Origin of the sequence: Blastococcus tunisiensis (assembly GCF_900112815.1) — a bacterium.
In the GTDB taxonomy this organism is placed as follows: Bacteria; Actinomycetota; Actinomycetes; order Mycobacteriales; family Geodermatophilaceae; genus Blastococcus_B; species Blastococcus_B tunisiensis.
This window is the reverse complement of the sequence record NZ_FOND01000012.1, coordinates 39,126-59,749: the sequence shown is the minus strand read 5'-3', so window position 1 is coordinate 59,749 and position 20,624 is coordinate 39,126. Positions and strand designations below refer to the sequence as shown.

The following is a 20,624-nucleotide window of genomic DNA, read 5'->3' as shown; positions in this document are numbered from 1 at the left end:
CGCTGCGTCGCACCTGCGCGGACCCCTCCGGGGCCCACTCGGCGCAACAGGACGGAGCTCGCTTCTTCAGGATCTCCGATCGCGTGACAGGGGTAAGGACCCTGGTCGCGGTGTCGTCCGGTAGGACGACGATGTCCTGGCCCTAGCGCTTGACCGGCGTGAGCCCCAGCGACATCCCGGAGAGGCCGCGCTGGCGGACGGCGAGGCCGTCGGCGATCTTCTCCAGGGCCTGCGCGGCCGCCGACTCCGGCTCGGCGAGCACGATCGGCGCACCGGCGTCGCCGGCCTCGCGCAGCCGGGTGTCCAGCGGGATCTGACCGAGCAGGGGCACCCGGGCCCCCAGGGTCCGGGTCAGCGCGTCGGAGACGGCCTCGCCGCCGCCGGAGCCGAAGATCTCCATGCGCGAGCCGTCCGGCAGCTCCAGCCAGGACATGTTCTCGACCACCCCGACCACCTGCTGGTGGGTCTGCGTAGCGATCGCCCCGGCGCGCTCGGCCACCTCGGCGGCGGCGAGCTGCGGCGTGGTCACGACGAGGATCTCGGCGTTGGGCACCAGCTGGGCCACCGAGATCGCGACGTCACCGGTGCCCGGGGGGAGGTCCATGAGCAGGACGTCGAGGTCGCCCCACCACACGTCGGCGAGGAACTGCTGCAGCGCGCGGTGCAGCATCGGCCCGCGCCAGACGACCGGGGTGTTCCCGGGGGTGAACATGCCGATCGAGATGACCTTCACGCCGTAGGCCTGCGGCGGCATGATCATGCTGTCGACCTGGGTCGGCTTCTCCTCGACGCCGAGCATGCGCGGCACCGAGTGGCCGTAGATGTCGGCGTCGACGACGCCGACCGACAGGCCGCGCTTGGCCAGGGCCGCCGCGAGGTTCACCGTGACGCTGGACTTGCCGACGCCGCCCTTGCCGGAGGCCACGGCGTAGACGCGGGTCAGCGAGCCCGGCTGGGCGAACGGGATCACCGGCTCGGCGGCGTCGGAGCCGCGGACCACCTTGCGCAGCTCGGCGCGCTGCTCGTCGTTCATCACGTCCAGCACGACGGACACCGACGTGACGCCGGGGACGGCGGACACGGCCTGGGTGACGCGGCTGGTGATGGTCTCGCGCATGGGGCAGCCGGAGACGGTCAGGTAGACCTCGACGCGGACGGAGCCGTCGTCACCGATCTGCACGTCCTTGACCATGCCCAGCTCGGTGAGCGGGCGGTTGATCTCCGGGTCCTGGACGGTGGCCAGAGCGGCGGTGACGGCGTCGAGCGCCGGCTGGCCGGTCAGCGTGTCGGACATCGTTGCGTGGTCTCCTTCGACGGGGGAACCCGGTCGGCGGCGCGTCTCGATCAGCGGCGCGGACCTGCGCGATCGGGTCGCCTGCCACTGTACGGCGGACGACGGGTGCCGCCGTGCCCCGGAGGGTGATCTCCGGCGCGGTCCGCCCCCAGGGGCCGGTCAGCGTGCGGAGAGGCCGGTCGTGTCGCGGCCTGCGGCGGGGTGGACGAGGGCGGCGCTCACCGCGTTCCTTGTCGACTTCGCCCGGTAGAGCTGATCGTCGGCGTCGGACATCAGCCACGGGGGAACGGTCTGCCCGCCCGTCGCCACGGCCACCCCGAGGGAGAGGGTGATCCGCATCCCGGGAAAGGCGGACGGCCGCAGGCGCGCGGCCGACAGCCGCACGCTCTCGGCGACGGCGCGGGCGCGCTCCAGGTCGGCACCGGGCAGCAGCAGGGCCAGCTCGTCACCGCCCAGCCGGGCCACGAGGTCGTCGGCGCGCACCCGTTCGCGCAGCAGCCCGGCGACCAGCCGCAGGGCCTCGTCCCCGCCGGCGTGCCCGAAGTGGTCGTTGACCCGCTTGAAGTGGTCGAGGTCGGCCAGCACCACCGCCACGGGGGTCCCGTCCTCCCGGGCGGCCTCGCAGGCCGCGAGCAGCGCGCTGTCCCAGTGGCGGCGGTTCGCCAGACCGGTCAGCGGGTCCTCGTGGCTCTGCCGCTCCAGGTGCAGCAGCAGCTCGTCCAGCCGCAGCCGGGTGCGGAACTCCCGCATCGCGAACGCGTACCGCTGACGGTGGGCGATCAGCCCGAGGGTCGAGGCGGTGGCGAGGTAGACGACGGTGGCCAGCAGGTCCTGGACCGGCATGGGCGTCGGCGCGGTGAGCAGCGAGATGAGCACGGAGCACCAGGTGAGGAGGACGAGCAGCCCGGTCCAGGTCGTGCGGGCCACGAGCAGGCAGCCGCTGGCGTAGATCGCGAGCGTGAACCCGAGCAGGTAGAACTCCAGGTTCGCCACCCGCGGCAGCATCCAGGAGATCTCCGCCTGCACGATCGCCAGCACCACGACGGCCAGCAGCTCGGGCCGTCGCCGCCCCACGGGCCGCCGCCAGAGGAGCCACACCAGGGCCAGCATGGGGACCAGGCAGGCGAAGCGGAGGACGACGAACGACCCTGCGACGCGCGGCTCCAGCAGCAGGTCGAACACCGACCACGCGGGCGCCACCACCGTGGCGAGCGCGGCGACGAGCAGGGCCGACTTGTGCGTGCGGTCGGCGAACTCCGCGGCGGCCGTGCTCGACGCGGCAGCGGCCCGGCCTCCGTCGTCCCTACCCGGGTCGGCGGCCGGGCGGGGCCGTACCCGGGTGCGGAGCAGCCCGAGCACCCATGGCACAGGGGACCCCGGAACTCGCCGCATGCCACGTCATCGGCCGCAGGGCGGTGGTGCTGGCCACCCGGCGGGGGGTCGCGGCCCCGAAAGGGTGAGTCGCGCCGGCCGGGCCGGGGGGCGGCCGGGCCCGGGCAGAGGGGGTTAGCCTCGCTCCCTGTGTCCCGCGCCGCCGCCCGCTCCGCCACGCTGCGCGACGCGATCGGGCTGGGCCTCGCCGTCGGCCTGTACGGCGCCGCGTTCGGCGCGGCCGCCGACGCCGCGGGCCTGGACCTCTGGCAGACGGTCACCCTCTCGGCGCTGATGTTCACCGGGGCGTCGCAGTTCGCGCTGGTCGGCGTCCTCGGGGCCGGCGGCAGCGCGCTGGCCGCTGTCGGCAGCGCGCTGCTGCTGGGCACCCGCAACACCGTGTACGGCGTCCGGCTGGTCCCGCTGCTGCGACCGCGCGGGGTCCTTCCCCGGCTGGCGACCGCGCACTGGGTGATCGACGAGACGACGGCGCTGTCGATCGCCGCCCCCGACCGCCGCCTCGCCCGGCTGGCCTTCCTCGCGGGCGGTGCCTCGATCTTCCTGATGTGGAACCTCACCACCGTCGTCGGGGCGCTCGGCGCGGCAGCGCTCTCCGGCCCGGCGCTCGCCGCCCTCGACGCCGTCGTCCCCGCCGCCTTCCTGGCGCTGCTGTGGCCGAGACTGCGGGCCGGGTTCCCGGAGGCGCGCGTGCAGCTGCGGGTGGCCGTGGGTGGCGCGGTCGTCGCGCTGGCGCTGACCCCGTTCGTGCCGGCCGGTGTGCAGGTGATCGCCGCCGTCGTGGCCGTCGCGCTGGCCGGCCGGCCGGGGCGGGCCCCGCGGCCCACGGCGGAGGAGGAGATGGCGTGAGCGGGACGGCGCTCTGGGCGGCGGTGCTCGCCGGGTCCATCGGCTGCTACCTGCTCAAGCTGGCCGGGCTCTCGGTGCCCGCCGCCTGGGTGGAGCAGCCGTGGGTGGCGCGGATCGTCGACTTCGTGCCCGCCGCGCTGCTGGCCGCCCTCGTGGCGGTGCAGGCGCTCACCAGCGGGCAGGAGCTCGTCGTCGACGGGCGGCTGGCCGGGCTGGCCGTGGCGGCCCTCGCCCTGGCGCTGCGGGCCCCGTTCATCGTGGTGCTGGTCCTCGCCGGCGCCGCGGGCGCCCTGGTGCACGTCGTCGCCGGCTGACGGGCGCGTCCGACCCCGGTCGCGCGCCGCGTCCGGCAGCATCCCGTCGGTGACGATCGACTCCCGCCCCCGCGCCCGGGTCCGCGGCGACGGCCGTCTCCTGGTGGTGTCCGGCGCGCTGGGTCTGCTGGCGGGGGCCGCGGCCAAGGCGGCGGACGAGTCGGGCTGGCGCTGGGCGGCCGATCTCGGCAGCTACCCGGCGGCCTGGGTGCTCGCGGTGGCACTCGTCGGCCGGTACGCACCCACGGTGGGGACCGCGGCCGGCCGGTCGGCTGCCTTCTTCGCCGCCATGACGGTGGCCTACTACGCCTGGGCGGCGTGGGCCCTGGGGTTCGGGTGGAGCCCGCTCCTGCCGGTGTGGCTGGTCCTGTCGGCCACGGTGGTGGCGGCCTTCGCCGCGACGACCTGGTGGGCGGGCCGGAAAACCGGCCCGCTGCCCGCCGCCGCCATCGCCCTGGCGGCCGCGGTGCCGCTCGCCGGAGGTGAGTTCGCCGGCCTCTGGTCCTGGATCGTCGACGCGCCGTCGGGATTCGTCCCCGTGCATCCGGTGCAGGGCGTCGTCGACGCGGCCGTGGCCCTCGCGTTGCTGGTCGTCCTGCCGTGCACCCCCCGCACGCGGCTGTGGGCGGTGCTCCTCGTCGTCCCGGCGACGGCGGTGGCCGGCCGGCTGCTCGACGCGCTGCGCACCGTGACGGGCTGACCGGCCCGGCGCCCCGCCGTCAGGTGACCGGGTCGCGCTTCTTCTTCGCCTTCTTCTCGCGCTTCTCGCCGTCGTCGCCGCCGTCCCCGGTGAGCCGGTTGAGCTCGCTGCGGATGAAGTCGCGGGTGGCCAGCTCGCCGACGGCCACCCGCAGCGAGGCCAGCTCGCGGGCCAGGTACTCGGTGTCCGCGCGCATCGCCGCCGCGCGCACCCGGTCCTCCTCGGCCTGCACGCGGTCGCGGTCGGCCTGCCGGTTCTGCGCCAGCAGGATGAGCGGCGCGGCGTAGGCGGCCTGCGTGGAGAACGCCAGGTTCAGCAGGATGAACGGGTAGGGGTCCCAGCGGAGCCGGACCGCGAAGACGTTCAGCGCGATCCACGCGATTACGAGGACCGTCTGCACCGCGAGGAACCGGCCGGTGCCGAGGAAGCGGGCGATCGCCTCGGCGAACGCGCCGACGGCGTCGGGGTTCAGCCGCAGGAAGCTGCCGATGCGGCGGGCCTGCCCGCGGGGGACGTCGAGCCGCGGGGGGTCAGCCACGGCGGGCCCGCTCGCGCCAGTCGTCGGGCAGCAGGTGGTCGAGGACGTCGTCCACGCTGACCGCGCCCACCAGCCGGCCCTGCGCGTCCACCACGGGTGCGGCGACCAGGTTGTAGGTGGCGAAGTACCGGGTCACCTCGGCCAGCGGCGCCTCGGGGTGCAGCGGCTCGAGGTCGTCGAGCACGCCGCTGACCAGCGAGGACGGCGGCTCGCGTAGCAGCCGCTGGATGTGCGCCAGCCCCAGGTAGCGGCCGGTGGGCGTGGCCGACGGCGGACGGCAGACGTACACCTGGCTGGCCAGCGACGGGGTGATCTCCTCCTCGCGCACCCGGGCCAGCGCCTCGGCGATGGTGGCGTCGGGGGACAGGATCACCGGCTCGCTGGTCATGATGCCGCCGGCGGTGTCCTCGGAGTACTTCAGCAGCTGGCGGACCGGCTCGGCCTCGTCGGGCTCCATCAGCTCCAGCAGCCGGTTGCGGTCGACGTTCGACAGCTCCGAGAGCAGGTCCGCCGCGTCGTCGGGGTCCATCACCTCGAGGACGTCGGCCGCCCGGCGTTCCTCCAGGGTGCTGAGGATGGTCACCTGGTCGGCCTCGGGCAGTTCACCGAGGACGTCGGCGAGCCGCTCGTCGTCCATCGCCTCGGCGACCTCGTGCCGGCGCTTGATCGGCAGCTCCTGCAGCGCGTGGGCCATGTCGGCGGCGTTGAGCTCGCGGTACGTGGCGATCAGGGTCTCGGCGCCCTGCCCGGTCTGGGGCAGCGCCAGGCCGGTCACCTCGTCCCAGGCGAGCTGGTGCAGCTGGCCCCGTCGCCCCAGGCGGCCGGGCTCCTGGACCGCGACGCGGGAGAGCACCCAGTCACCGGTGCGGGTCTGCTCGATGCCGGCGTCGACGACGTGCGCCGGCCTGCCGGACTCGACGATCCGGACGGCGCGGTCGAGCAGTTCGCCCAGCACCAGGGTCTCGCCGGCCCGCTGCTCGAAGCGCTTGAGGTTGAGCGTGCCGGAGGCGAGCATCACCGCGCCGGGATCGATCGCGGTGACCCGGCCCATCGGCACGAAGATCCGGCGCCGGGCGACCACCTCGACGACCACGCCGAGGACCCGCGGGGTGGCGGTGCCGACCCGCAGCGCGACGACCACGTCGCGCACCTTCCCGATCCGGTCGCCGTTGGGGTCGAAGACCGTCAACCCGGCGAGCCGCGAGACGTACGCCCTGCTCGCCGTGGTCACGGAACCTCCTCGCTGCCGCTCGTCGGCCCCGTGACCGGGGTGCTGCGTCCCCGGGACCTCGCGCGCCCGGCCCCGAGCGGTGAGGTTACCGTCGGCGCCGTGCCGTCCCGGGATGAGCTGGACTACGAGGTCGTCGACGTGTTCGCCCCACGGGCCTTCGCCGGCAATCCGCTGGCCGTGGTGTTCGACGCCGACGACCTCACCACCGAGCAGTGCCAGGCGCTCGCCTTCGAGTTCCACCTGTCCGAGACCTCGTTCGTCAGCGCCCCCACCGAGCCCTCCGCCGATTACCGGGTGCGCATCTTCACCCCGTTCGCCGAGCTGCCCTTCGCCGGGCACCCGAGCGTGGGGGCCGCCCACACGCTGGTCCGCACCGGCCGGCTGCCCGCGGGCACGGTCCGGCAGGAGTGCGGGGCCGGGGTCCTCGACCTCGTCGTCGACGCCGACGGTGCGCGGCTCAGCGGCGGCCGGCCGACGCTCGAGGACGGGCCGGCACCCGCCGAGCTCGCCGCGGCCGTGGGGCTGAGCGAGGCCGACCTCGCCGGGGTGGCGGCCGACGTCGCCGGGTGCGGGCTGCCGTTCGCCTACCTCTCGGTGTCGCCGGAGGCGGTGGACCGCGCGGTCCCCGACCAGCGGGCGCTCGACGCCCTGGGCGTGGGGGAGGGCGTCTCGGTGCTCTCCTGGGACGCGGCCACCTCCACCGCCTACGCCCGCGTGTTCGCCGGGGACCTGCGCTGGGGCGAGGACCCGGCGACCGGGTCGGCGGCCCTGGGTGCCGGGGTCTGGCTGGTGGAGAGCGGCCTGCTGCAAGGCGAGGGGACGTCGTCCTACGTCATCCGGCAGGGGGAGAAGCTGGGCCGGCCGTCGGTGCTCGAGTGCACCGTCACCGCCGCCGGCGACCGGGCCGTCGCGGTGACCGTGCGGGGGGACGTCGTCCCGATCGCCCGCGGCCGCATCCGCGCGCCCGATGACCGCTGAGGACCCCGTGCCCCTCACCCCGCGCTCCGCTCGCGGCGAGCCTCCGCACGGGGCCGGGTCAGCGGAGGCCTGGGCGCTTCACCGGCCGGGCACGCGGGACGTCGGGCTGCTGTCCCTCGCCGTCGTCGGTGTCTCGCTGTCGGCGCCCCTGACCGCCATGGTGACCGCGCCGATGCTGGCCCTGGCGTTCTGGCGCAACGCCGCCGGCGCCGCCGCGCTCGTCCCGGTGCTGCTGACCCGGGAGCGATCGACCCTCGCCGGGTTGCGCCTGCGGGACCTGCGCAGCTCCGTCGTGGCCGGGCTCTTCCTCGCGGCGCACTTCGCGGCCTGGCTGCCGAGCCTGTCGATGACGACGGTGGCCGCGTCGGTCGCGCTGGTCACCACCACGCCGATCTGGACGGCGCTGGCCGCCCGCGTCTCGGGGGTGCGGTTGCCGGCTGCCGTGTGGTGGGGCCTGCTGCTCGCGTTCGCCGGCGTCGTGCTGATCGTCGGGGTGGACGTGACGGTCAGCACGGAGGCTCTCGCCGGCGATGCGCTGGCCCTCCTGGGGGCGGTGTGCGCGGGCGGGTACGTGCTGGCCGGGGCGCGGGCCCGCCGGCGGCTGGCGACCTCCGCGTACGCCGTCGTCTGCTACTCCGTGTGCGCCGTCGTCATCGCCGTCGCGGCCGTGCTGGTGGACGCGCCGCTGGGCGGTTTCCAGGCGCGGGACTGGTGGCTGATCGCGGGCATCACCGTCTCCGCGCAGCTGTTCGGGCACACGCTGCTCAACCTGGTGCTCTCCTCGGTGGGCCCGACCGTGGTGAGCCTCGCCGTCCTCCTCGAGGTGCCCGGCGCGCTGCTGTTCGCCCTCGTGCTGCTCGGCCAGGTACCGCCCCTGCTGGCCCTGCCCGGGGTCGTGCTCGTCGTCGCGGGGGTGGCGCTGGTCGTGCGGGCCGGCCGGCCGCAGACCCTGGTGGAACAGGGCACCTGAGGGTCGGGTGAGCAGCCGTGGTCACCCGAACCGGCGTGCCGTCGACCACACCTGCGCCTCCGGCGGGTTCGCGCGGTCAGCGGCAGCGAGAGCGCCTGGCTACTCTCCGGTGGCTGAAGACGCCGTCGTCCGCACGAAGAGAGGCACCGTGGCCGAGCTCCGATCCCGTCGTTCCAACCTCGCCGTCCCCGGCAGCAACCCCCGGTTCCTGGAGAAGGCCAAGGGGCTGCCGGCCGACCAGGTCTTCCTCGACCTCGAGGACGCGTGCGCGCCGCTGGCCAAGCCGGGCGCCCGCAAGAACATCGTCGCGGCGCTGAACGAGGGCGGCTGGGGCGAGAAGATCCGCACCGTCCGCGTGAACGACTGGACGACGGAGTGGACGTTCCAGGACGTGCTCGAGGTCGTCGGCGGGGCCGGCGCGAACCTCGACTGCATCATGCTGCCGAAGGTCCAGGACGCGGCCCAGGTCAAGGCGCTGGATCTGCTGCTGACCCAGATCGAGAAGGCCAACGGGCTCGAGGTCGGCCGGATCGGCATCGAGGCGCAGATCGAGACCGCGCAGGGCCTGATCAACGTCAACGACATCGCCTTCGCCAGCGACCGCATCGAGACGATCATCTTCGGCCCGGCCGACTTCATGGCCAGCATCAACATGAAGTCGCTGGTCGTGGGTGCGCTGCACCCCGACTACCCGGGCGACCCGTTCCACTACATCCTCATGCAGATCCTCATGGCCGCCCGCGCCCGCGGGGTCCAGGCCATCGACGGCCCCTTCCTGCAGGTGCGCGACGTGCCCGCCTTCGAGGAGGTGGCCAAGCGCTCGGCGATGCTGGGCTTCGACGGCAAGTGGGTGCTGCACCCGGGCCAGATCGACGCGGCCAACGAGATCTACCGGCCGTCCCAGGAGGACTACGACCACGCCGAGCTGATCCTCGACGCCTACGACTGGGCGACGTCGGAGGCCGGTGGCAAGAAGGGCTCGGCGATGCTCGGCGACGAGATGATCGACGAGGCCAGCCGCAAGATGGCCCTGGTCATCGCCGGCAAGGGGCGGGCCGCCGGCATGGAGCGGACGTCGTCCTTCACCCCGCCCGAGGCGTGAAGCGCGCCACCTGACACAGCGACGGCGGTCGTCCGGGATTCCGGGCGGCCGCCGTCGTCATGGCCACGCCGGTCATCCCATCGCGGAACCGACCGGAGACAGCGGGCCGCGCCCTGTGACGACCCGTCGTGGAACGGTTCGGCGGGTACCGGAAGGGTTGTGGTGCGGAACCCTCAGGCGCACCGTGTCCGCTGCACGACCGTCCGTGCTGACAGCGGGGACGAGAGGTGGCAGCCATGACCGACGACGTCATCGCGCGGGACGACGAGGCCACCATCCGGGCGATGTTGGTGGCGTCGGGCGGCAAGCCCGTGATCCAGATCGTCTTCGACCCGGAGGTCGACACGACGAGCATCCAGAGCGTCGGGTTCGAGCACGCGAAGATCCCGAACTTCATCTACACGCTGGGCCGGGTTCTCGTCGGCGAGATCTAGCCGGACACCTCAGGGGCCGAGTCCGGCGCCGTCGGTGGCGACGGCGAGGACCTCGGTCCCGACGGCCGCGGGGCTCCGTGCGAGGCTGCCGGGCATGCCACTCTTCGCCTTCGAGGGTCGTTCCCCTCAGGTCCACCCGGACGCGTGGGTAGCTCCGACGGCCACGCTCGTCGGGGACGTCGTCGTCGAGGCGGGCGCCTCGGTCTGGTATGGAGCGGTGCTGCGCGCGGACTTCGGCCGCATCGTCGTCCGTGAGGGAGCGAACGTGCAGGACAACTCCGTCCTGCACGGTGGAGAGGACCCGGTCACCGAGGTCGGCCCCGGAGCCACCGTCGGCCACATGTGCGTGGTGCACGGCGCGGTCCTCGGCGCCGAGGTTCTCGTCGGGAACGGCTCGACGGTGCAGGACGGCGCGCGGATCGGCCGACGGACGCTGATCGGTGCGGGCAGCCTCGTGCCGCCGGGGATGGAGATCCCCGAGGGCGTGCTGGCGCTCGGCACGCCGGCCCGTGTGCGCGGGCCGATCTCGGGAGCGGCGGCCGGCTGGGTCGACAGCAATGCTGCCGTGTACCGGCAACTGGCCCGCCGGCACGCCGCCGGGATCGTGGCGATCGGCTGACACCCCACGGTCCGGAACGGGGTTCCCCGGTTTCAGGACACGGGTTCAGGACGCCCGACGACGCCGTCGCGCATCGCGCACGGCGCCGGCCAGCAGCGCCACGCGACGACGGAGGCCGGCGCCGACGGCCTGGAGTCCGATCCGCAGGGCGCTGGGCCCTGCCCCCACCTCGGGCGCGGTCCCGGTGCGCGCGGTCTGGTCGACGGCATCGGCGAACTGCTCGAACATCCGCTGGCTGACGTCGCCGGCAAGGGCCCGGCCGAACTGGGCGATCCGGCCGGACAGGAAGACCGCGGCATCGGCCCGCAGCTCGGTGGAGCCCTCGGGGGTCGCCGTGGCGCGCAGGGTGATCTCCGCGGCGGTGCGGTTGCCTCCGGTGTCGGCGCCCTGGGCCAGCAGCGCCAACCGGTGATCGGCGACGTCCCGCTCGGTGATCTGCGCCAGTCCTTCGAAGGCCAGCCGCACCGGCCCGAGGGACACCTTGGCGCGGCCGCGGTACCGGTCCTCGCCCAGGTCGGCGGTCATCTCGGCCCCGGGCAGGCAGCGGGCGAGCCGGTCGACGTCGTCCATCACCGCCCAGATGTCCTCCACCGGGCTGCTCAGCTGTCGGGTGACCGCGACGGTGATCGTCGGCGTTCCGGTCGGCCGGGTGAGCTCCCGTGGGGTCTGCTCGTCGGCGTCCGCGACCGGCGCCTCGGCCGGCGCGGCAGGCGTGGCGGAGGCGCCCCCAGTGCGTCCCACGAGGGTGCGCGGCGCGCAGTTCAGCGGGCCCGGGATGCCCTCGGGATGGGCCTGGGCGACGTCGCTGACCGCGGCCAGGATCCCGCGGTAGCCGGTGCAGCGGCAGATGACGCCGGACATCTCCTCGGGGAGCGTCTCCGCGTCGACCTCGCCCTCGCTGTTCGCCAGCAGGTCGTAGGAGCTCATCAGGAAACCGGGCGTGCAGAAGCCGCACTGCAGCGCGTGGTGGTGGCTGAACGCCTGCTGCAGGGGGTGCTGCGATTCCTGGGTCCCCAGCCCCTCGACGGTCACCACCTCGGTGCCCTCGGCCTGCACCGCGAACACGAGGCAGGCGCGGGCGGCGTCGCCGTCGATGAGCACCGTGCACATTCCGCACACGCCGTGCTCGCAGCCCAGGTGGGTGCCCGAGAGCCCCAGGTGCATGCGCAGGGCATCGCCCAGGTGCATCCGGGCGGGCACCCGGATCGAGATGGGGCTGCCGTTGACGGTGAACGAGACGTCGATCAGCTCGTCAGCGGCGGCCTTGACCGGCCGCTGTGGCGCACGAGCGGCGGTGTCCTCAGTGGTGCTCATGACCGGCCTTCCGTGGATCGGCGGTGCGCGTGGGCCAGCTCGCGGGCGGCGAGGACGGCGAAGAGCCGACGCCGATAGCCCTGCGAGCCGTGTGAGTCACCGGCGGTGTCGACGACGTCCCGGGCGAGCTCCTCGGTCCCCGGCCGCAGCGCCGCCTCGACATCGGCGGAGTCGGCCGCGGCGCGGACGAGGTCGGTGACGTCGCGGGTGGCGGCCCGGTCGGAGATCCCGAAGCCGCTGATGACCGCCTCCTGGACCGCGCCGCCGGCGGAGCGCACCCGGGTGACGACCCCGGCCAGGGCGAAGTCGCCGTGCCGGCGGGCGATCTCGGCGAAGCCGAAGCCCTCGCCCGGGGCCGCCACCGGGAACTCGACCGCGCTGAGCACCTCCTCGGCGCCGACGGCGGTGGTCATGGCGCCCGCGAAGAATTCCGCCGCCGGCACCGTGCGACGGCCGGAGGCTCCGGTCACCTCGAGCACCGCGCCGAGGCAGGAAGCCACGGCCGGCAGCTCCGCACCGGGGTCGGCATGGGCCAGGCTGCCGCACACCGTGCCGCGGCTGCGCAGTTCCCGGTGCCCGACGAAGGGCAGAGCCATCCCGATCAGCGGCACGTCGTTCGCCGCCGGGCTGCGCTCCAGTCGGCGCTGCCGGGTGGTCGCCCCGATCCGCAGCACCGCTCCCCGGCGCTCGATGGTGTCCAGACCGGCGGCCGCGGTGATGTCCACCAGGGTCCCGGGACGACCCAGGCGCATGGCGAGCACCGGCACGAGGGACTGTCCACCGGCCAGCACCTTGCCGTCGCCGCCCGTGGCGACCAGCTCGGCGACCGCGTCGTCCAGCGTGGCCGGACGGACGTAGGCGAACGGGGCTGGCTTCATGTCGGATCAGCGCCCCGTGAACGTCGGCTTGCGCTTCTCGCCGAAGGCCTTGACGCCTTCGGCGAAGTCCTGGGTGGCCCGCAGCATGGAGTACGCCTTCCGCTCCAGCTCGATGCCGGTGTACAGCGGGCCGTCGACCCCACGGTCGAGGACCTCCTTGCCGGTGCGCAGCGCGGCGGGGGAGAACCCGATGAGCTTGCTGACCAGCTTCTCCGTGGCGTCGTACAGCGCATCGCGGTCGGGGTAGAGCTGGTCGGACACCAGACCCCAGTCGAGGGCCTGCTGCGCCTTGATCCGGGTGGCGGTGAGGATGTGGAACTTCGCGCGGGAGAGCCCGATCAGCCGGGCCAGGCGCTGGGTGCCGCCGCTGCCCGGGATCATGCCGAGGTTCATCTCCGGCAGCGCGAACTCGCTGCGTTCGGTGGCCAGCCGGATGTCGCAGGACAGGGCCAGCTCCAGGCCGACGCCGAAGCAGTAGCCGTCGATGGCGACGACGACCGGCTTGGTGCTGCGGGCCGGCGCGGTGATGTCCTGGCCGAGGTCGGTGAGGTCGATCGGGTCGACCTCCATGAAGCCGGCGATGTCGCCGCCGGAGGTGAAGTGCTTGCCGTCCGAGCGCACGACGACCGCGCGCACGTTCGGGTCGCGGTCGATCTCGGCGAACCGCTGGGCCATCCTGGCCCGCATCTCCATGGTCACGATGGTGTAGCCGCCGTGCGTGAGCGTCAGGTACGCGACCTGGCCGTCGTGGCCGTGGTCGAGAAGGACGTCGCCTCCGGTCGTGGGCATGCGCCAGCTCCTTGTCTATCCGGGGGTGGGGTCAGGCCGGACGGCGGGCGCCGTCGAGCAGGTCGTGCAGCAGGTTCCCGTGCACCGGCAGCGAGTTGATCTGCAGGCCATGGGGTGAGAGAGCGTCGGTGACCGCGTTGGCGAGGGCCGCCGGGAAGCTCATCGAGCTCCCTTCCCCACAGCCCTTGGCGCCCAGCGGGGTGAGCGGGGACGGCGATACGACGTGGTCGGTCACCAGCGGGAAGCCGGCCTCCGCGCTCGTCGGGCAGAGGTAGTCGAGGAAGGTCGCCGAGGTGGGCTGGCCGCCTTCGGAGTAGGTGAACTCCTCGAACATCGCGCCGCCGAGGGCGTGCACGAGGGCGCCGTACACCTGGCCGTCGAGGAGCGTCTGGTTCAGCACCGTGCCGGCGTCGTGCACGCTGGACACCCGGTCCAGGGTGATCTCCAGGGTCTCCGGGTCGATCCGCAGCGCCACCACCTCGGCCACGAACCCGTAGCAGAGGCTGGAGTTGATCTTCTCGTCCCGCGTGGCGGCCTTGGCGTTCGGCGTGAAGGCCGCTTCCTCGTAGAGCCGGGCCGACGTGCCCTCGGGCAGGGCCGCCGGGTCCCAGTGCACGACCCCGGCGGCGTGCCGGAACTGCGCCGCGCGGCTGGGGTCGCCGATGACGCGCACGGTGCCCTCGGCCAGCTCGAGCTGCTCGGGTGCGGCCTCCAGCAGCACGCTGCCGGCGGCCTTGATGGTCTCGGCGATCCGGTCGCACGCCTGGACCACGGCGCTGGTGACCAGCGGCGCGAACCGGGAGGAGTAGCTGCCGGAGGTGACCGTCCACGGCGTGGTCGCGGTGTCCATGTCGATCACGACGCGGACGGACTCCTCGGGCAGGCCCAGGCGCTTCGCCGCGACCTGCCGGGCAGTGGTGGCGTGCCCCTGCCCCTGCGGGACGCTGCCCAGCATCACCGTGACGGTGCCCTGCATGTCGACGCTGACCCGCACGTGCTCGGTCGACCCGGACTTGTCGCGACCGGGCTTGCGCTGCTCGGCGGGGGTGGCCAGGCCGACGTAGCCGATGTTGGTGCCCGAGGGGTCGACGACGAGGGCGATTCCGATGCCGTACAGCTCTCCCCGCTCGCGCGCCTCGGCCTGGCGCCGGCGGAGCTCCGGCATATCGGCGTTGTCGACCGCGAGGGCGACGGCCTTCTGGTAGTCGCCCGAGTCGTAGACGCCGCCGGTGGGGGTCTCGTACGGGAAGGCATCGGCCGGGACGAGGTTGCGGCAGCGCAGGTCCACCGGGTCCAGGCCGGTCTGCGCCGCGACGTCGTCCATCAGCCGTTCCAGCCCGAAGTAGAGCTGCTGGCCGCCGAACCCGCGGTTCAGCCCGGTGGGCATGGTGTTGGTGACGACGGCGCGGGCGCGGATCGCCACCGCGGGGATCCGGTAGGCGCCGGTGATGTTGCCGTAGCAGCGGTAGAGCGTGCTCGGCTCGGGCGGGCGCATGTAGGCGCCGACGTTGTCGACCAGGTCGGTGCGCAGCGCGGTCACCGTGCCGTTGGCGTCGACCGCGGCCTCGAAGCGCATCATCCGGTCGGAACCCGAGGAGCTGGCCAGCAGGTGCTCGACCCGGTCCTCGGACCACCGCACCGGCGTCCGGGCGTGCTTGGAGGCCAGCGCCATGAGGACGACGTAGGGGTAGATCCCGGCCTTGATGCCGAAGCTGCCGCCGATGTCGGCCGGCACGTGCAGCCGCACCCGCGAGGCCGGGATGCCGAGCGCGCCGGCCATGACCGGCATCATCGTGAACGGGCCGTGGAAGTTGGCCCACGCCTCGATGGACGGGCCCGCGGAGTCCTCGGTCCAGTTGGCGATGACCGAGTAGCACTCCATCGGGACCGAGGAGTAGCGCGGGAAGTCGTACTCGCCGACGACCACGTGCGCGGCGTCGGCGAAGGCGCGATCCACCTCCCCGAAGGAGAAGGTGCGGTCGGTGGCCACGTTGGAGCCGTTGTCCTCGTGCAGCAGCGTCGCGTCCTCGGCCAGTGCCGTGCGCACACCGACCACGGGGTCGAGCAGTTCGTACTCGACGCTCACCAGTTCGGCCGCGTCCTCGGCGACGAACCGGTCGGAGGCGACGACGACCGCCACCGGCTCCCCGACGTAGCGGACCTTGTCCGTGCCCGTGGGGAAGTACGGCATCCGGGTGGTGACCGACAGCGGGAACGGCCGCAGGGCGGCCAGCACCTCGTCGGGGCCGATGACCGCGGTGACGCCGGGGTGCCGGCGGGCGCGGCTGAGGTCGACGCTGCGGATCCGGGCGTGCGGGTGCGGGCTCCGGACGATCGCCGCGGTGAGGGTGCCCGGCAGCGGGTCGAGGTCGTCGAGGAAGCGGCCCTGCCCGGTCACCAGGGGGGCGTCCTCGACCCGGGCGGGTCGCCACCGGGGGCCGCCGGCGCCGGTACGCTCCGCGACGTCTGCCGCGTCGGTGGAGTCGCCTTCCTGTGCCACGGCGGCCTGATGGGTGACGGTGGTCCGGTCTGGCACGGTTGCCTCCGAGAACGGGCGCCCGCGACCCCGACCGCCGCGACCGGCACGAGGTCCGGGAGCCGGCGGCCGTCGACGGGACGGCGGAGCGGGGCGACGCCGATGAAGGAACCACCCGGCGCAGCCGGGTGACGGGCCTCCACCGCCGTGGTTAACGATCTGAAACAGACGATACAGCATGGATGGTTACAGTGACAAGCATGGTGAACGAACGACTGTCCCCCACGTCGTACGTGGTCCTCGGGATGGTCGCACTGCGTGGTCCGTCCACCTCCTACGACCTCAAGCGCGCCATTCAGCGATCGATCGGGTACTTCTGGCCGTTTCCCCATGCCGGCCTGTACTCCGAACCGCAGCGTCTGGAGAAGCTCGGGTTGCTCTCGGCCGACAGCGAGCAGGATGGCCGGCGCCGCCGGACCTACTCCATCACCGACGCCGGGCTGCGTGAGGTGCGGGCCTGGCTCGCGGCACCCACCAACGAGCACTTCCAGCTGCGGGACGTCGCGGAGCTCAAGCTCTTCTTCAACGAGCTCGGAGAGCCGACGAACGTGAGGCGGCTGGCCCGTGAGCAGATCGAGCAGCACGAGCAGCGCATCCGGGTCTACGAGGACATGCAGGAGCGCTACGGCGGAGTTCCCAGCGTGGCGCGGCGAATGGTCACGCTTCGGCTGGGACTCGAGATGGAGCGGGCCGCGCTCCGCTTCTGGACCGCCCTGAGCGAGGAGGAGTCGGCCGGTGGGGGCGACGAGGTGCACGGGGCGCCGTCGGGCATCCGGGCCGACATGGACTCGGACCGGTAGGGACCGCCACCCCTCTCTCACGTGACGGGATGAGCTCCGTACGCCGCTGACCGGGCACTTCGGGTCCGACTGACCCGCGACCCATCCGGCATGCCGCTCCGCGTCCGACGCCGGGGCTTGACGTGATCGGCAACACACCCTACGGTCCGGACCGTCCAATACGGACGATCGCTTAGGAGCCATGCGGTTCAGACCTGAGCAGCTGTCGCTCCCTACAGGGTGACGGCCGGGCGGCTCCACGCAGGGGAGCCGGACCCGGGTGCTCGTTCGCCGGAGGGGGCGGAATGCAGATCGGTCAGGCATTGACGTGGACGGCGGAGCGCTATCCCGACCGCGTAGGGATCACCGGCTCGCGCCGGCTGACCTACCGGGCGTGGGACCAGCGCACCAACCGGATCGCCCATGCGCTGCTCGCGGCGGGTGCGCGACCGGGGGACAGGGTCGCGACCTTCCTGTCCAACTCCGAGGTCATGGCCTCCACCCACCTCGCGCTGCAGAAGCTCGGGCTCATGTCGACGCCACTGAACGTCCGGCTCGGCACGGCGGAGCTCGCCTACTGCCTCGACGACGCAGAACCCACCGTCGTCGTCACCGACGACCTCGCCGGCGAAGTGGCCGAACAGGCTCTGACGGCGGCGACCTGCGCGCCACGGGTCCTCCACGCGGGATCCCGGCCCCTTGCCGGCGCGACCGACTTCGAGGACCTCGTGGCGCAGCAGCCCGATGCGCCGACGGGGGTCCGGGTCACCGACGACGACCCCAGCGTGATGCTGTACACGTCGGGGACCACGGGGCGGCCGAAGGGCGTGCCCCGGACGCAGCGCAACGAGTTCGCGGCGTCGGTGGCGCACGTGGTCCAGTCCCAGTACGCCACCGGCGAGGTCACGCTCGGGGCCATGCCGATGTACCACACGATGGGGCTGCGCTCGCTGCTGTCCGTGGTGATCGTGGGTGGCACGTTCGTGGAGTTGCCGATCTTCGACGTCGACCGGGCCCTGGAGCTCATCGAGGACGAGCAGGTCACGAGCCTGTACCTCGTGCCCACCGCGTTCTGGGCCCTGGCGCGCACGGGCAGGCTGCCCCGGGCCGCCGCCACCGTGCGCAAGATCGGCTACGCCGGAGCGCCGATGACGTCCACGCTCACCGAGCGGCTCGTCGACGAGCTGAACCCCGAGGTGTTCATCAACCACTACGGGTCGAGCGAGGTCTACACCTTCTCCGTCGAGCCGAATGCCGCCCGCAAGCCGGGCAGTGCCGGCCGCCCGGGTGTGTTCTCCCGGCTGCGCGTGGTGGACGCGGAACCGGGGGCCTCTCACGAACCTCTTCCTCCCGGCCGGTCCGGCGAGATCGTGGCGTCCCTGCAGTCCGACGAGGCCTTCGCCGGCTACTGGAACCGCCCGGATGCCGACGAGCGCGGACTGCGCGACGGCTGGTACCACACCGGCGACCTCGGGCAGGTCGACGAGGACGGCGACCTCTGGGTCGTCGGCCGGGTGGACGACATGATCATCTCGGGCGGGGAGAACGTCCACCCGGTGGAGGTCGAGGACGTCCTGGCCCGGTCCGCCGACGTCGCCGAGGTGGCTGTGGTCGGCCTCCCCGACGAGAAGTGGGGACAGGCGGTCACCGCCTTCATCGTCCCGACCTCGACGTCCGAGGACCCCGAAGCCGTGGCGGACCGGATCCGGACGTGGGCCCGCGATGCTTCCGGCCTGTCGCCCTACAAGCGCCCCAAGCAGGTCGTGGTCGTCACCGAGATCCCCAAGAGCCCCGTCGGCAAGATCCTGCGCCGCAAGCTCGTCGCCGGTGACTACGAGGCCGCGTCCCAGCCCGACCCCACCCACCGCACCGAGACCAAGGATGGCGCAGCCCGATGAGCAACGGCGTGACACCCCAGGACACCGACCTCGTTCCCGACGATCGCGGATTGGTGGAGCGAGGGCCGGGTTTCGGCTCCGGGGCTCCGTGAGCTTCCCCGGCGGCTCAACGTGGCCACGGTGGGCGCCGGCCTGGTGGCCGCCGTGTTCGGCTGCACCGGCCCCGCGCTCATCGTCATCAACGGCGCGAGCGAGGCGGGCCTCTCGGCCGCGCAGACCGCCTCGTGGATCTTCGGCATCTACGTCTTCGGCGGGCTGATCTCGCTGGTGCTCGGGCTCTACTACAAGATGCCGATCACCGGCGCGTGGAGCATCCCCGGAGCCGTGCTGGTCGCCGGGGCGCTGCAGGACTTCACGTTCGCGCAGATGGTCGGGGCCTACCTCGTCTCGGGGCTCCTGGTGCTGGTGCTGGGCGTCACGGGGCTCGTCCGCAAGGTGGCGGCCTGGCTGCCGTTCCCGATCATCATGGCGATGATCGCCGGGGCGCTGATCCGGTTCGGCACGGGGGTCGTCACGGCGGGCACGACCGCACCGCTCATCGTGGGAGCGGCGGTCGTGGGGTTCCTGCTGCTGACCCGCTACGTGCGCTCGGTGCCCGGTGTCGTCGGTGCGCTCGTCCTCGGCTCGGTCACGGCCGCTGTCACCGGCGGCTTCGGCTCCGTCGAGGGCGGCCTGGGCATCACCAGCCCTCAACTGGTGATGCCGGCCTTCGACCTCGGCGCGATCCTGGCGGTCGGCATCCCGCTCGCGCTGCTCGTGGTGGGTGCGGAGAACGCGCAGGCGATGGGTGTCCTCATGGCCGAGCGCTACCGTCCCCCGTTCAACGTGATGACGATCATCAGCGGTATCGGCGGTCTGCTGGCGCCCATGTTCGGGGGGCACAACGCCAACATCGCCGGACCCATGACCGCCATCTGCTCCTCGGAGCAGGCCGGGCCGGAGCGGGAGGGCCGGTACGCCGCGACGGTGGTGAACGGCCTGTTGTTCGTCACGTTCGGTGTCTTCGCCGGTGTCGCGGTCGCGGTGGTGACGGCCCTGCCGGGTGAGCTCGTCGCCTCGCTCGCCGGCCTCGCGATGCTCGGCGTGCTGCTCGCGGCGTTCCGGGGGGCGTTCGGCGGCGGCCGCTACCAGTTCGGCGCGATGTTCGCCCTGGTCATCGCGATGAGTGGGGTCACGATCCTCAACGTGTCGGCACCCTTCTGGGCCCTGGTGGGTGGCGTCCTCGCCTCCCTGGTCCTCGAGCCGAAGGACTTCCGCCGTGCCACCGCGGCGGCGTCCGAGGGCGACGCCGCATAGCCCCGACCAGCCGCGAGGGGCCGGTCGGCAGGCGGATCTGCTGGCCGGCCCCTCGCCGTGACCCCGCGGGGCACGGCGATGTGGTCGTGGGCCTCGGCCAGCACGGCGCCGGCCAGCCGGAGCAACACCTGCGAGTTCGGAGCCTACGGCCCGAAGGAGCCGCTGTTCGCGAACGCGGCGAAGGCGATGATCCAGAGCACGATGATGAAGACGAAGATCGCCGTCACGATGCCGCCGACGATGATCCCGGCCAGCGCCAGGCCGTCGCCGTCCTCGCCGGTCCGGCGGATCTGCCGGCGCGCCACGATGCCGAGCACGAGTCCCGCGGGGGCGAAGACGAAGGCCATGACCAGGGCGAGGATCGCCATCGTGTTGGTGGGCCGCGGATATCCCGGTGGAGGCCCGTAGCCGGGCGGGGGCCCGTAGCCGGGCGGCGGGTATCCCGGCTGCCCGTACTGCCCGTATCCCGGCGGCGGGTAGCCGGCCGCCGGCCGGCCGTACCCGGTCGGCGGGCCCTGCGGTGGCGGAGGCGGCGGATCGCCGCGGTAGAGGTGGTCGTCGTCGCTGCTCATGCGTCCCTCCCGTCCGGCGGTGCCGGTCGGGGTACTCCACCACGGAGTCCCGCCGGGCGTGAGCAGGCACACGCCGGGAGGACGGTGGCCGTGGCCCATACTCACCGCTAACTCGGACACCGGAGTCCCGAAGGAGTGGACCGT

The 20,624-nt window shown here is 73.3% G+C and carries 20 protein-coding genes; 11 read left to right on the top strand and 9 right to left on the bottom strand.

Annotated features, from left to right (window positions below; translation table 11 throughout):
• Nucleotides 1-142: 142 nt before the first annotated feature.
• Both BM142_RS15460 and BM142_RS15455 read right to left on the bottom strand, forming a co-directional pair.
• Nucleotides 143-1,294 carry an Mrp/NBP35 family ATP-binding protein gene (locus tag BM142_RS15460; protein WP_092200674.1) on the bottom strand — a complete coding sequence of 384 codons (1,152 nt, stop codon included), beginning with the start codon at nt 1,292-1,294 and terminating at the stop codon, nt 143-145.
• Nucleotides 1,295-1,453: 159 nt separating this feature from the next.
• Nucleotides 1,454-2,653, bottom strand: coding sequence for a GGDEF domain-containing protein (locus BM142_RS15455; protein WP_175527300.1), 1,200 nt, complete (start codon nt 2,651-2,653; stop codon nt 1,454-1,456).
• A 162-nt stretch (nt 2,654-2,815) separates the two neighbouring features.
• Here BM142_RS15455 and BM142_RS15450 point away from each other — a divergent pair, with 162 nt between their 5' ends.
• From BM142_RS15450 to BM142_RS15440, 3 genes are read left to right on the top strand one after another with little or no spacing between them, the layout of a single operon-like run.
• Complete coding sequence (locus BM142_RS15450; protein ID WP_092200668.1) at nt 2,816-3,532, top strand: AzlC family ABC transporter permease; 717 nt, start codon at nt 2,816-2,818, stop codon at nt 3,530-3,532.
• Nucleotides 3,529-3,846 carry an AzlD domain-containing protein gene (locus BM142_RS15445; RefSeq protein WP_092200665.1) on the top strand — a complete coding sequence of 106 codons (318 nt, stop codon included), beginning with the start codon at nt 3,529-3,531 and terminating at the stop codon, nt 3,844-3,846. The genes BM142_RS15450 and BM142_RS15445 overlap by 4 nt, the downstream gene beginning before the upstream one ends.
• A 49-nt stretch (nt 3,847-3,895) precedes the next feature.
• Entirely contained in the window at nt 3,896-4,546 is a 651-nt protein-coding gene (locus BM142_RS15440) for a hypothetical protein (protein ID WP_092200663.1), read from the top strand.
• 19 nt (nt 4,547-4,565) lie between these two features.
• On the opposite strand, the gene BM142_RS15435 is transcribed toward BM142_RS15440, so the two are convergent.
• Nucleotides 4,566-5,084, bottom strand: a complete 519-nt coding sequence (locus BM142_RS15435) for a DUF1003 domain-containing protein (protein WP_092200661.1) — start codon at nt 5,082-5,084, stop codon at nt 4,566-4,568.
• Nucleotides 5,077-6,315: a magnesium transporter MgtE N-terminal domain-containing protein gene (locus BM142_RS15430; RefSeq protein ID WP_092200658.1), complete on the bottom strand. Its 1,239-nt coding sequence runs from the start codon at nt 6,313-6,315 to the stop codon at nt 5,077-5,079. The genes BM142_RS15435 and BM142_RS15430 overlap by 8 nt, the downstream gene beginning before the upstream one ends.
• A gap of 99 nt (nt 6,316-6,414) precedes the next feature.
• Here BM142_RS15430 and BM142_RS15425 point away from each other — a divergent pair, with 99 nt between their 5' ends.
• The 5 genes from BM142_RS15425 to BM142_RS15405 all read left to right on the top strand — a co-directional run bounded on the left by BM142_RS15425 (nt 6,415) and on the right by BM142_RS15405 (nt 10,418).
• Nucleotides 6,415-7,293, top strand: coding sequence for a PhzF family phenazine biosynthesis protein (locus BM142_RS15425; RefSeq protein ID WP_092200947.1), 879 nt, complete (start codon nt 6,415-6,417; stop codon nt 7,291-7,293).
• Between the two features lie 7 nt (nt 7,294-7,300).
• The gene (locus tag BM142_RS15420) at nt 7,301-8,263 is read left to right on the top strand and encodes a DMT family transporter (protein ID WP_254791000.1); all 963 of its coding nucleotides are present in this window, start codon (nt 7,301-7,303) and stop codon (nt 8,261-8,263) included.
• Nucleotides 8,264-8,411: 148 nt separating this feature from the next.
• Complete coding sequence (locus tag BM142_RS15415; RefSeq protein WP_092200655.1) at nt 8,412-9,365, top strand: HpcH/HpaI aldolase/citrate lyase family protein; 954 nt, start codon at nt 8,412-8,414, stop codon at nt 9,363-9,365.
• Nucleotides 9,366-9,601: 236 nt separating this feature from the next.
• Nucleotides 9,602-9,799, top strand: coding sequence for a hypothetical protein (locus BM142_RS15410; RefSeq protein ID WP_092200652.1), 198 nt, complete (start codon nt 9,602-9,604; stop codon nt 9,797-9,799).
• 94 nt (nt 9,800-9,893) lie between these two features.
• Nucleotides 9,894-10,418 carry a gamma carbonic anhydrase family protein gene (locus BM142_RS15405; protein ID WP_092200649.1) on the top strand — a complete coding sequence of 175 codons (525 nt, stop codon included), beginning with the start codon at nt 9,894-9,896 and terminating at the stop codon, nt 10,416-10,418.
• Nucleotides 10,419-10,463: 45 nt separating this feature from the next.
• Here the strand turns inward: BM142_RS15405 and BM142_RS15400 are convergent, their stop codons facing one another.
• The 4 genes from BM142_RS15400 to BM142_RS15385 are packed head-to-tail and all read right to left on the bottom strand — an operon-like array spanning nt 10,464 to nt 15,935.
• On the bottom strand, nt 10,464-11,732 hold the full coding sequence (locus BM142_RS15400) for a xanthine dehydrogenase family Fe-S subunit (protein ID WP_092200646.1): 1,269 nt from the start codon (nt 11,730-11,732) through the stop codon (nt 10,464-10,466).
• Nucleotides 11,729-12,610, bottom strand: coding sequence for an FAD binding domain-containing protein (locus tag BM142_RS15395; protein ID WP_092200643.1), 882 nt, complete (start codon nt 12,608-12,610; stop codon nt 11,729-11,731). The genes BM142_RS15400 and BM142_RS15395 overlap by 4 nt, the downstream gene beginning before the upstream one ends.
• A 6-nt stretch (nt 12,611-12,616) precedes the next feature.
• Nucleotides 12,617-13,399: an enoyl-CoA hydratase/isomerase family protein gene (locus BM142_RS15390; RefSeq protein WP_092200639.1), complete on the bottom strand. Its 783-nt coding sequence runs from the start codon at nt 13,397-13,399 to the stop codon at nt 12,617-12,619.
• A gap of 31 nt (nt 13,400-13,430) precedes the next feature.
• On the bottom strand, nt 13,431-15,935 hold the full coding sequence (locus BM142_RS15385; protein ID WP_217640742.1) for a xanthine dehydrogenase family protein molybdopterin-binding subunit: 2,505 nt from the start codon (nt 15,933-15,935) through the stop codon (nt 13,431-13,433).
• Nucleotides 15,936-16,135: 200 nt separating this feature from the next.
• On the opposite strand from BM142_RS15385, the gene BM142_RS15380 reads away from it, so the two are divergent.
• From BM142_RS15380 to BM142_RS15370, 3 genes are all read left to right on the top strand, one after another.
• Nucleotides 16,136-16,735 carry a PadR family transcriptional regulator gene (locus tag BM142_RS15380; protein ID WP_092200633.1) on the top strand — a complete coding sequence of 200 codons (600 nt, stop codon included), beginning with the start codon at nt 16,136-16,138 and terminating at the stop codon, nt 16,733-16,735.
• A 284-nt stretch (nt 16,736-17,019) separates the two neighbouring features.
• Nucleotides 17,020-18,612 carry a class I adenylate-forming enzyme family protein gene (locus BM142_RS15375; protein WP_092200630.1) on the top strand — a complete coding sequence of 531 codons (1,593 nt, stop codon included), beginning with the start codon at nt 17,020-17,022 and terminating at the stop codon, nt 18,610-18,612.
• A gap of 111 nt (nt 18,613-18,723) precedes the next feature.
• Nucleotides 18,724-19,908 carry a benzoate/H(+) symporter BenE family transporter gene (locus tag BM142_RS15370; protein ID WP_256381312.1) on the top strand — a complete coding sequence of 395 codons (1,185 nt, stop codon included), beginning with the start codon at nt 18,724-18,726 and terminating at the stop codon, nt 19,906-19,908.
• 143 nt (nt 19,909-20,051) lie between these two features.
• On the opposite strand, the gene BM142_RS15365 is transcribed toward BM142_RS15370, so the two are convergent.
• Complete coding sequence (locus tag BM142_RS15365) at nt 20,052-20,480, bottom strand: DUF4190 domain-containing protein (RefSeq protein ID WP_092200624.1); 429 nt, start codon at nt 20,478-20,480, stop codon at nt 20,052-20,054.
• Nucleotides 20,481-20,624 lie beyond the last annotated feature (144 nt).